The 9,414-nt window shown below is 73.1% G+C and carries 11 protein-coding genes and 2 pseudogenes; 7 read left to right on the top strand and 6 right to left on the bottom strand.

Annotation, left to right across the window (positions count from 1 at the left end):
- The 3 genes and pseudogenes from WDV06_RS34635 to WDV06_RS34625 all read right to left on the bottom strand — a co-directional run.
- Positions 1 to 248: pseudogene (locus tag WDV06_RS34635) on the bottom strand (hypothetical protein); the annotation flags it as partial.
- Entirely contained in the window at positions 245 to 1,447 is a 1,203-nt protein-coding gene (locus WDV06_RS34630; RefSeq protein WP_395513792.1) for a glycosyltransferase family 4 protein, read from the bottom strand. The pseudogene WDV06_RS34635 and the gene WDV06_RS34630, both read right to left, overlap by 4 nt.
- 19 nt (positions 1,448 to 1,466) lie before the next feature.
- Positions 1,467 to 2,570 (bottom strand): DUF3344 domain-containing protein, encoded by a 1,104-nt coding sequence (locus tag WDV06_RS34625; protein WP_395513791.1) that lies wholly within the window; start codon positions 2,568 to 2,570, stop codon positions 1,467 to 1,469.
- Between the two features lie 181 nt (positions 2,571 to 2,751).
- On the opposite strand from WDV06_RS34625, the gene WDV06_RS34620 reads away from it, so the two are divergent.
- The 5 genes from WDV06_RS34620 (at position 2,752) to WDV06_RS34600 (ending at position 5,872) form a co-directional block, all read left to right on the top strand.
- On the top strand, positions 2,752 to 3,000 hold the full coding sequence (locus WDV06_RS34620; RefSeq protein ID WP_395513790.1) for a chaplin: 249 nt from the start codon (positions 2,752 to 2,754) through the stop codon (positions 2,998 to 3,000).
- Between the two features lie 119 nt (positions 3,001 to 3,119).
- Positions 3,120 to 3,530, top strand: a complete 411-nt coding sequence (locus WDV06_RS34615; RefSeq protein WP_395513789.1) for a rodlin — start codon at positions 3,120 to 3,122, stop codon at positions 3,528 to 3,530.
- A gap of 238 nt (positions 3,531 to 3,768) precedes the next feature.
- Positions 3,769 to 4,002 (top strand): chaplin, encoded by a 234-nt coding sequence (locus WDV06_RS34610; protein ID WP_395513788.1) that lies wholly within the window; start codon positions 3,769 to 3,771, stop codon positions 4,000 to 4,002.
- Between the two features lie 120 nt (positions 4,003 to 4,122).
- Positions 4,123 to 5,352 carry a chaplin gene (locus WDV06_RS34605; RefSeq protein WP_395513787.1) on the top strand — a complete coding sequence of 410 codons (1,230 nt, stop codon included), beginning with the start codon at positions 4,123 to 4,125 and terminating at the stop codon, positions 5,350 to 5,352.
- A 178-nt stretch (positions 5,353 to 5,530) separates the two neighbouring features.
- On the top strand, positions 5,531 to 5,872 hold the full coding sequence (locus tag WDV06_RS34600) for a hypothetical protein (protein WP_395513786.1): 342 nt from the start codon (positions 5,531 to 5,533) through the stop codon (positions 5,870 to 5,872).
- 97 nt (positions 5,873 to 5,969) lie between these two features.
- Here WDV06_RS34600 and WDV06_RS34595 read toward each other — a convergent pair whose 3' ends face one another.
- Both WDV06_RS34595 and WDV06_RS34590 read right to left on the bottom strand, forming a co-directional pair.
- Positions 5,970 to 6,212 (bottom strand): chaplin, encoded by a 243-nt coding sequence (locus WDV06_RS34595; protein ID WP_395513785.1) that lies wholly within the window; start codon positions 6,210 to 6,212, stop codon positions 5,970 to 5,972.
- 160 nt (positions 6,213 to 6,372) lie between these two features.
- The gene (locus tag WDV06_RS34590; RefSeq protein ID WP_395513784.1) at positions 6,373 to 6,861 is read right to left on the bottom strand and encodes a hypothetical protein; all 489 of its coding nucleotides are present in this window, start codon (positions 6,859 to 6,861) and stop codon (positions 6,373 to 6,375) included.
- Positions 6,862 to 7,140: 279 nt separating this feature from the next.
- Here WDV06_RS34590 and WDV06_RS34585 point away from each other — a divergent pair, with 279 nt between their 5' ends.
- Positions 7,141 to 7,551, top strand: coding sequence for a rodlin (locus WDV06_RS34585; protein WP_395513783.1), 411 nt, complete (start codon positions 7,141 to 7,143; stop codon positions 7,549 to 7,551).
- A 111-nt stretch (positions 7,552 to 7,662) separates the two neighbouring features.
- On the opposite strand, the gene WDV06_RS34580 is transcribed toward WDV06_RS34585, so the two are convergent.
- On the bottom strand, positions 7,663 to 8,301 hold the full coding sequence (locus tag WDV06_RS34580) for a vitamin K epoxide reductase family protein (RefSeq protein WP_395513782.1): 639 nt from the start codon (positions 8,299 to 8,301) through the stop codon (positions 7,663 to 7,665).
- 191 nt (positions 8,302 to 8,492) lie between these two features.
- Between WDV06_RS34580 and WDV06_RS34575 the strand changes: the two are divergent.
- A pseudogene (locus WDV06_RS34575) lies at positions 8,493 to 9,292 on the top strand (DUF6227 family protein).
- The last annotated feature ends 122 nt before the right edge of the window (positions 9,293 to 9,414 follow it).

The following is a 9,414-nucleotide window of genomic DNA, read 5'->3' as shown; positions in this document are numbered from 1 at the left end:
GCCAGGAGCGGGGCGGCGCCCCGGCCGCGGCGGGCCCGGCCCGGGCGGACGGCGGGCCGGGCCCGGTCGGCGCGGGGTCCGCGCGGCGGGTGGATGGCGGTCACGGCGCGGCGGGTCGTCGCGGGTGCCGCGGCGGGGGCCACGGCCGGCGGGGCGACCGGTGACGCGGAGGCGAAGGCCCTCCCGCCGGGGTGCCCCGTGCCGCTCTGCCCCCCGGTGTGCCGGGCGGGTGCGCTGTCCATCGTCATCGGCTGATGCGCTCCTGGTTCAAGGGGGAGGGCCTGCCCAGCAGTTCGTGGTACAGACCGGTGACCGCGTCCGTGGTCCGCCGCACGTCGAACTCGGTCCGGGCGTGCTGCTGGGCCTGCTCACCGAGTTCGGTGAGCAGCCGCGGTTCGGCGAGCAGCCGTCCCAGGGCCTTGGCCAGCGCCGTCGGGTCCTCCGGCGGTACCAGGCAGAGCCGTCCGTGGCCGGACGGAAGGCTCTCCCGGGCACCGCTGACGTCGGAGACCAGGACCGGTCGGCCGCAGGCCATGGCTTCGAGGGGGGCGAGCGCCATGCCTTCCCACCGCGACGGCAGTACAACGAGATCGGCGGCCCGAAGCCACGGTCGGATGTCTGCGGCGGCCCCGGCGAAGTGGACTCCGGGGGGTGCGGTGCGGCGCAGCCGTTCGGCGTCGGGGCCGTCGCCGACCAGGGCGAGGCGGGCGCCCGGAACGGTGGCCGACACCTCCGGCCAGGTGCGCAGCAGGACGTCCTGGCCCTTCTGGGGGCAGAGCCGGCCGACGCAGACGGCCAGCGGCCCCGCCCCCGCGAGGGCGGCGGGCAGCCGCAGGGCGGTGCGGGCCTCGGCCCGGTCGCGGTCGGGGTCGGGGTGGGCGGGGCGGAAGTGCGCGAGGTCGACGCCGTTGCGGACCACCGCCCAGCGGGCGTGGATGCCCTCGGACTCGCCGGCCCGGCGTTCGGCCTCGCTGACGCAGAGCACCCGGTGGGCCCAGCGGGCGCCGGCCCGTTCCCAGCGCAGCGCGAGGGCGGCTGTGGTGCCGCCGACGGCGTCGAAGGACCAGGCGTGGGGCTGGAACACCGTGGGCAGGGAGCCCCGTACGGCCATCCGCCCCGCCAGTCCGGCCTTGGCGCTGTGGGCGTGGAGCAGGTCGGGGCCGACGCGGCGGATCAGCCGGGCCGCGCCGAGCACTTCGGCGGGCAGTCCCGGTCCGGGGGAGCGCCCGGCGCGCCAGGTGAGCACCTCGGCGCCTGCGGCCCGGGCCGCGCCGGCGAGGACGCCGCCGTCCGGGCAGGCGACGACGACGCGCAGCCCTGCGGCGCGCTGGGCCGCCGCGAGGTCGGTGACGACCCGGGCCACGCCGCCCTCGACGGGCTGGACGAGGTGGAGGACGGTGATGGACCGCGCGGCCGGGGAGCCGGCCGGCGAGGGGTGTTTCGGCACGTGGAGCGGTCTCCTGCGCTCAGCGGCGCGCGTCTGTCTGAACGAAGAGCACACCGAGGAATTGACCCTGGCTTTCGCCCGTGAACCTGAAGCTCAGGCCGTGGGCGCCTCCGGACAGGGCGGGACTCAGATCGAACACGTCCGCGTCATATCCGAGATTATTAATATTTTCAGGCTGTCGTACTGATACAGGGCGGCCGAATTCCGTGATCGTGGAATTCAGGACGTCGTTGAAGGGGTTCTCGGCATCGCTGACGTTGATCCGGCGCCCACTGTCGGCCGTCACCGTCAGTGAGTCCCCCAGAGTCCCGCGGTCCCCGTCGTACGCGACCACGCCGACCTTGCCCGCGGCCCCCGCGGGCGCGTGCAGGCCGAGGACCTCCACCTGCTCCGCGGCCGCCTCGCCGGCCCCCGCTGCCAGCGATTCGAAGCCGTCCCACAGGGAGATCCTGCGCAGCGGCTCCTGCGGGTGCTCGTACGCGACCACCAGCGTCCAGCCGCCCCAGGCACCCACCTCCGAGTGCCCCATGGCGACGTTGAGCTGGGCCACGGTCCACATCCCCGCGCCGCCCTTGCGCACCAGCGGGGTGACGTCGGCCGAGGCCTGGTACGCGTCGCTGCCCGCGTCCGTACGGTGCCCGATGACCGTGTCGGCGATCACCGGCTTGTACGCGCCCCCGGGCTCAGCGACCAGCACGCGGCCGTTGTCCTCCGGCGGCTTCTGCTCCCCCACCCGCAGGTTCCCGCCCCAGTAGAGCCGGGCGTACGAGACCTTCGCGCCCTGCGGGACCCTGAGCTCGGCCCGGGTGGAGTTGTAGGTGTCGGGGTCCTTGTCGACCTCGTCGTAGAACATCTCGAAGTCGCCGTTGGTCCCGGCGGCGCCCTTCTTGACCTCCGCGCACGGCTCCGCCTGCGGGGACTCCTCGCGGCGGCAGCTGATCACCGAGTTCGAGGCCCGGACCAGCCCGCCGTGCTGCACCGCCTGGTAACGCTGGGTGAACGGGATGCGGGGCATTTCGCGGGCCGCGGCGGGGACCGCGGCGCCCGCCGGGGCGGCGTGGAGGGAAAGCGTGAGGCAGGACAGCAGGCCGAGCGCGCCGAGGATTCTGCGGGAGGAACCCATGACCCTGTCTCCATTTTCGATCAAGGGGACAAAACAGGAGTGAACTTTGGCAGAAATCAGGCTGGAAATCACGCCGGACTCGCTCGTACGGCCTTTCGGGCGATGAGACGCACCCTGCCGGTGGGCGCGTCGTTATGCGGTTGCATCGTTGTTCGAAGTGCGAACCGAAAGGAATACGGAGATGAAGAAGAGGCTGATGCGCGGCACGACGGTGGCGCTCGCCGGGACCGCGCTGCTGATGGGCGGCGCGGGCCTCGCCTCCGCGCACGGCGGTGCGACGGCCGACGGCCTGGCCGCGGGTTCCCCCGGCGTACTGAGCGGCAACCTGGTCCAGGTGCCGGTCGACGTCCCGGTCAACGTCTGCGGCCTCACCGCCCAGCTGGTCGGTCTGCTGAACCCGGCCTTCGGCAACCAGTGCGTGAACGCCTGACCGTCAACCGCGCCGCCCGAAACGGCGGCATCCGGGTGAAGCGACGCAACCGGAGCGGGATCCGGGCCGTTGATCCGGGTGCTCCAGTTACCGGGCAATCCTGCAAAAAAGGGATGATAATGATCAAGAAGCTTGTAGCCGGCGCAGCGGTTGCCGCCTCCACCGTCGGCCTCGGCGCCGCCATGGCCCCGCAGGCGATGGCCATCGGCAACGACAACGGCATCAACACCGTGAACGGCAACAACTCCGCGCAGATCTACGGCAACCAGGCCACCTACGGCAACATGAGCCCGCAGATGGCCCTGATCCAGGGCTCCTTCAACAAGCCCTGCATCGCCCTGCCGGCGAAGGTCAACGCCCAGTCGATCCTGGCCCTGGTCAACGTCGGCGTCCAGGACATCCCGGTCCTGTCCAGCCCGCAGAACCAGCAGTGCACCGAGAACTCCACCCAGGCCAAGGGCGACGAGGCTCTCTCGCACATCCTGGACAACATCCCGATCCTCTCCGGCAACGTCTCCTCCGGCAGCTGACCGAGGACGCACCCAGCGAGGCCGTCGCACCCCCGGGTCGCGGCGGCCTCGCCGCATATCGGGTGCCGGAATTCCACTCCCGTAAATGAGGGCCGGAATTTCCCGAACACCCCGCCGGGCCGCCGGAGTGAATTCTCCGACACTCGGGGAAACAACCGGATTCCACGGTTTCCTTTCCCCCGCCCACTCGTTGTTCTGTATGCAGCGGACAGACCTCTGCGGGAAGGATCGAATTCAGATGAAGTACAAGAAGGCAGTGGTGATGGCCGCCGGCCTCCTCGTCGCCGCCGGCGCCGCCTCCCCCGCCATGGCCGACGCGGCCGCCGACGGCAAGGCCGTCGGTTCCCCCGGCGTCCTCTCCGGGAACCTCGTGCAGGTCCCCGTGCACATCCCCGTGAACGTCTGCGGCAACACCGTCAACGTGATCGCGCTGCTGAACCCCGCGTTCGGCAACACCTGCGTCAACAACTGACGAAGCGCCTGAGCCCGGAAGGGCGAACCTCCTCGGATGGCCTCGGAGTGCACGGCGGTGCACTCCGAGGCCACCTTCGATTCAGGACCGGCCCCCGCGCCGGTAGACAGGGAAGGACCCATGCGACAGGTACTGAGCCGACAGGTACTGGGCAAGGGGGTGCTCACGGCTGCGGCCGCGTCGAGTCTGCTGTCGATCGCGACCGGCGCGGCCTACGCGCATCCCGGGGCGATGGCCGAGGCCTCGCATTCACCGGGCGTGCTGTCCGGCAACAGCGTCTCGGTACCCATCACCTTCTCGCCGAACGTGTGCGGCAACAGCGTGGACGGGGGTGCGGCGCTCAACCCCTCGATGGGCAACACCTGCGCCACCTCGACGGGCTCCGACACCGGCCACCACGACTACGAGCGCTACCTGAGCCCCGAGAACGCCGAGGCCTTCGAGCGCTACCTGGAGGAGCACCCGGGCGGCCGGCACGCGCTGCCCGGGCAGCGCCGGGAGGACGAGGGCGGCTACGGGGAGCACGGCGGGGAGGCACCCCGCACCCAGGGCCCCCGGCACGCCGCGCCCCGGCCCGAGGAGGCGCGCCCCGAGGCGCCCCGCCACGCGAGCACCCCGCGCCACGAGGACGCCTACGGCGGTCCGGGCGAGGAGGACCGGGGCCCGCGGGGCGGCGAGGAGGAGTGCGACGACCACCCGCCCGCCCCCCACGCGCAGCACCCGGCCCCGCACCCCGCGCCCCCCGCGCCCGCGCCGCACCACCCGCAGCCGAAGCCGCAGCCCAAGCCGGCCCCCCAGCCCCGGCCCGCCCCGGCCCCCGCGCCTCCCGCGGCGCAGCCCGCACCGGTGCCCGCCCCTGCGCCCGCCCCGGCCCCGCACGCCGAGGCCCCCGTACCGCCGCAGGAGCACGCCCAGACGCTGCCCGCCCCGGTGGAGGAGCAGCCGCACACCCTCCCGGCGCCCGTCCCGGCCCCGCAGGCGCAGCCCGCCCCGGCTCCGGCGCCCGTCCCCGGGCCGCCCGCGCAGGAGCTCCCGGCACCCCGCCCGCCGCACGGCAGTCAGCCGGAGCGGCCGCTCCCGGCGCCCGTCCCCGTACCGGACGTGGTCCGCCCGGCCGACCAGCCCCCGGCCGCCCCGGCCGGCGACCTGCCGGTGCACCTGCCCCCGGCGCCCGCTCCGGCACCCGTCCCCGCCGCCGCTCCGCCGGTGACGCTCCCCGCGCCCGCGCCGGCGCAGGCGGGGCCCCAGCTGGCCGCCACCGGTGCCGGTGAGCTGGGGGCCATGGCGGCGCTCGCCTCGGCCCTCGTCCTCGGCGGCGCGATTCTCTACCGGAGGTCGTCGGGCGCCTGACCGGGAATACCGGTAATCGGAAGAAATATCGGCCGGAGAATCCACCGAGGGATTCTCCGGCCGCTGCCGTGCGTCCGCCGGCCGGCGTTTCCGGAGCGGCCGGGAATCGTTACCAGGGCGAAAGCGGCGAGCCGGTCGCCGCTGCCGCCCCGGCCCCCGAAAAGAAGAGGATTTCCCCATGAAGCTCTCCCAGGTCGCCGCCGTCGTCGTCGGCTCCGTCGCCGCCCTCGGGGCCACGGCCCCCGCCTTCGCGGCCGATGCCCCCGCGATGCCCCCCATGAGCGCGACGGGCGGAGTGACCGAGGTGCTGAACGCCGTGAACCCGGTCTCCGAGGCGCTCCCCCAGACGGCGGGCAACGCCCTTGCCGAGCAGGGCGACACCGTCGGCAAGGTGGTCCACACGGCGCAGGGCGTCAACAAGATCCGCAACGACGTCCCGGGCACGGCCCTGGGCCTGGCGAACGGGGCCACCAAGGCGTCCCCGCTGCTCGGCGGGGTGGAGCTCAACGGCGGCAAGTGACGCCGGAGCCGCGCGCGTCCTGCCCCGGACACGACCGTGGGCGCCACCGGCGCGGCCGGTGGCGCCCACGGTCACGTGGTGCCGACTGCGCGGAACGTCAGTCGTTGACGCAGACGTTGCCGAACGCCGGGTTGAGGGCGCCGATCACGTTCACGGAGTTGCCGCAGACGTTGATCGGGACGTGGACCGGCACCTGGACCAGGTTGCCCGAGAGGACACCCGGGGAGCCCACGGCCGCACCCTCGGCCTGGGCGTCGGCGGAAGCGGCACCGGCCGCACCGGCCACGGCGAGACCAGCGGAGGCCAGGGCCACGGCGGCCTTCTTGGCAGCAGAGTTCATGGGGAGTGCACCTTCTCGTTCGATGTCCTGCCCCGGTACCGGGGCTCACACCGAGCGAAACGGTCCAGCGCCCCGGACGACACGGCCGACGGCCGGATCTGACCTGTTCAGCCCAATAGTCGTAAGCATCAGGCCCGTTGGGGTCCGCCGCGGCCGCCCTCTAGTCGGCGACGGGGATGTCGGGGATCTGGAGGTCGGGGACGCTCGGGAGGGCCGGTGCGACGCCGGGCACCGCCGGGGCAGCGGGCGCCGCGGGGGTGGTGACCGGGAGGTCCGGCAGCTTGGGGACCGTGACCGGGAGGTCCGGCAGCTTGATGTCTGGCAGTTTGATCTCCGGGAGCTTCGGGACCTCGATCGGCGGGATCTTGATTCCGCCGAGCAGGCCCGTGAGCGAGCCGAGGAGGTCCGAGAGGGTCTTGGTGAGACCCGCCAGGAGGTCGTCGATCGGGCCGGCCGCGACCCGCTCGCGGGATTCCGCCGCCTCCTCCAGCCGTTCGATCTGCTGCTGCACGGCCGCCGCCTTCCTCTCGACGGCGGCGGCACCCTGGCCGTCCGCGGCGCCCGCGGGGGCGGCCGCGCCGGACAGTATGACGACGGCGAGGGCCGACGGGACGAGGACGCGGAGGCGGGACGCCTTGGTGGGGTGCATGGGAATCCTTCGAGGTGGTCGCGCGAGCGGACCGGAATGGTCCACCTACTCACCCACCGTGCGAACACCCTCCACGGTGCGCAACCGGATCTTGGGCGCCCTGCGGGCACCTGGGGCTGCGTACGGGCTTCGCGCAGGTGTCCGCAGCGGTCTCACCCTGGCTGGGGAAAACCCTGCGCCGGACGGGCCGTTTGAGTGAAGGAGCGCAACCAAGCCGCCGGGCGGCCGGTTGATCAGGGCGCTCCACTAGCGGGCACTCGTGCGACAGAAGGATCGATGATGCTCAAGAAGATCATGACCGCCGCCGCGGTCTCCGCCGTTGCCGTCGGCGCCGGCGCCGCTGCCACCGCCCCGGCCATGGCCATCGGCAACGACAACGGGATCAACACCGTCAACGGCAACGGTGCCCAGCAGATCTACGGCAACCAGAAGACCACCGGTGACCAGAGCCCCCAGCTCAGCCTGGTCCAGGGCACCCTGAACAAGCCCTGCGTCGGCCTCCCGGTCAAGGTCAACGCCCAGTCGCTGGTCGCCCTGCTCAACATCGGCGTCCAGGACATCAACGTCCTGTCCAACCCGCAGAACCAGCAGTGCACCGAGAACTCGACCCAGGCCAAGGGCGACGAGCCGCTCTCGCACATCCTGGACAACATCCCGGTCCTCTCCGGCAACGTCTCCTCCGGCAGCTGACCGAGCTCCACCCCTCCCTGGTCTAGGGCCGCGTCAGCCCGTGGAGCGAAGTGACGAGGGCCCCGGCGGCGTCCAGCCGCCGGGGCCCTCGTCCGCATGGGGCCGCCCCCGTCACCCCGTCCAGAAGTCCCACCACCGGGTCAGGACCAGCATCCCGATCACCCCCAGGTGCAGGGCGGGCGGGGCCCAGGCGAAGTCGGTGAAGAACTCCCGCAGCGGGCCGGGCGCGGGCAGCCGTCCCGTACGGACGTTGTGGGCCGTGACCGCCCAGAACATCAGCAGCGTCGCCACCCAGGCCAGGCAGCACCACAGGCACAGGGCGTTGATCGCGTAGAGCGACTGGACCATCAGCCAGGCGCAGAAGCCGGTTCCGAAGGCGGTGCCGGCGTTCAGTCCCAGCCAGAACCAGCGGCGGTGGCGGGCCCCGGCGAGCAGCCCGGCGCCGACGCAGACCACGACCCCGTAGGCCGCGAGCCCGAGCATCGGGTTGGGGAAGCCGAAGACGGCCGCCTGCGCGCTCTTCATGACACTGCCGCAGGAGACGACCGGGTTGAGGCTGCACGCGGGCTTGAAGTCGGGGTCCTCCAGCAGGAGGAACTTGTCGAGGGTGATCACCCAGGAGGCCAGCAGTCCGGCGGCCCCGGTGGCCACCAGCAGCCAGGCCAGGGACCGGGGGGCATCGGGTTCGTCCTGGGACCGGGTGGGAGAGCGCCGCCGCTGCTGCGGGACGTCCACGGTGTTCGTTGCCATGCCGCCCATAGTTCCGCACACCACCGCAAAGCCTGGCGAACCCAGGCCATGTACGGGCAAGTTGACCTGAAGGTGTGGCGGGAACCCCTGATGCTTCCCGGACGTTTTACCGAATCCCGGACGTGATACCAGAGCCAGGGGCTACGTTGTGCTTCCGCGAAGTGACAAGCTGCGACGGCCTGGAGCCCACCTTGAGCGATCCGTACGAGACAACCGAGGCGCATCTCGGCCGACTCCTGGGCCGCGCCCTCAACTCCTTCGACCTTCCCGACACGTTGGTCGAGCGCCTCGGCACGGCGCTCGCCCACAGCTCCTCCCTCTACACGACGCACCACAGCCCCTCGGCGGGCCTGTGGCGGGAGACCCACCGGCACACCTACCTGCCTCCGACGGTGAGACGGCCTCGCTGTGGGAGCTGGCGTACCGGCTGCGGGGCGACCGCGACACCCGCTACGAGGTGTTCGCCGGCCGGGAGGAACTCGCCCTGGCGGGGGCCCGGCTGTTCGGCGAGGCCGGGGCGGAGCCGGTCCCGTCCCCCGTGCCCGGGCCCGGGAACTCCGAGGACGGGGACGGGGGCTGGGGCGTGGACGGGACGGAGGAGGACCTGGCGCTGCTGAGCGCCCTGTTCGCCACGCCCGACCCGCGGGAGCGCCACCGCGAGTACACGGTGGAGGAGTCCGCCGACCATGCCCGGCGGGTGCTGCGGCGCGCGGAGAACGGCGACCGGCCCGGGCCGGAGGTGGCCGCCCGGCTGCGTTCGGCGTACGCGCACCAGATCACCCAGGCCTTCGGCGGCCGGCAGTTCCTGGCGGACGGCAGGGACGCCGGGTTCAGCCTGTACGAGCACGCGTTCGTCCTGCTGGACGGCAGCGAGTGCAGCCTGTGGGAGGTCGAGCACACGGCGACGCCGGACGGGCGCCACATGTGCGAGGTCTACACGACCGAGGCCGCCGCGCGCGGGGCGATGGAGCTGCGCACCCGGGTCCGGTAGCCGTCCCGCCCCCGCCGGGGGGCCGGGGGGGGGGGGCGGCGCCCCCCCCCCCGGGGGGGCCCGCCCCCCCCCGGGGGCGGGGGCCCACGCCCGGGGCAGTCTGTTATAAAAAAATAACAGCC

The organism is Streptomyces racemochromogenes, from assembly GCF_044129415.1.
Lineage (GTDB): Bacteria > Actinomycetota > Actinomycetes > Streptomycetales > Streptomycetaceae > Streptomyces > Streptomyces racemochromogenes_A.
Note: the sequence above shows the minus strand (reverse complement) of the source record. Positions and strands in the feature narration are given on the sequence as shown.

Bases quoted from the DNA above. Each gene is read 5' to 3' on its own strand.
- WDV06_RS34580 (WP_395513782.1), bottom strand. From the start codon at position 8,301: ATGGCAACGAACACCGTGGACGTCCCGCAGCAGCGGCGGCGCTCTCCC.
- WDV06_RS34615 (WP_395513789.1), top strand. From the start codon at position 3,120: ATGATCAAGAAGCTTGTAGCCGGCGCAGCGGTTGCCGCCTCCACCGTC.
- WDV06_RS34625 (WP_395513791.1), bottom strand. From the start codon at position 2,570: ATGGGTTCCTCCCGCAGAATCCTCGGCGCGCTCGGCCTGCTGTCCTGC.
- WDV06_RS34595 (WP_395513785.1), bottom strand. From the start codon at position 6,212: ATGAACTCTGCTGCCAAGAAGGCCGCCGTGGCCCTGGCCTCCGCTGGT.
- WDV06_RS34605 (WP_395513787.1), top strand. From the start codon at position 4,123: ATGCGACAGGTACTGAGCCGACAGGTACTGGGCAAGGGGGTGCTCACG.
- WDV06_RS34600 (WP_395513786.1), top strand. From the start codon at position 5,531: ATGAAGCTCTCCCAGGTCGCCGCCGTCGTCGTCGGCTCCGTCGCCGCC.
- WDV06_RS34610 (WP_395513788.1), top strand. From the start codon at position 3,769: ATGAAGTACAAGAAGGCAGTGGTGATGGCCGCCGGCCTCCTCGTCGCC.
- WDV06_RS34590 (WP_395513784.1), bottom strand. From the start codon at position 6,861: ATGCACCCCACCAAGGCGTCCCGCCTCCGCGTCCTCGTCCCGTCGGCC.
- WDV06_RS34585 (WP_395513783.1), top strand. From the start codon at position 7,141: ATGCTCAAGAAGATCATGACCGCCGCCGCGGTCTCCGCCGTTGCCGTC.
- WDV06_RS34620 (WP_395513790.1), top strand. From the start codon at position 2,752: ATGAAGAAGAGGCTGATGCGCGGCACGACGGTGGCGCTCGCCGGGACC.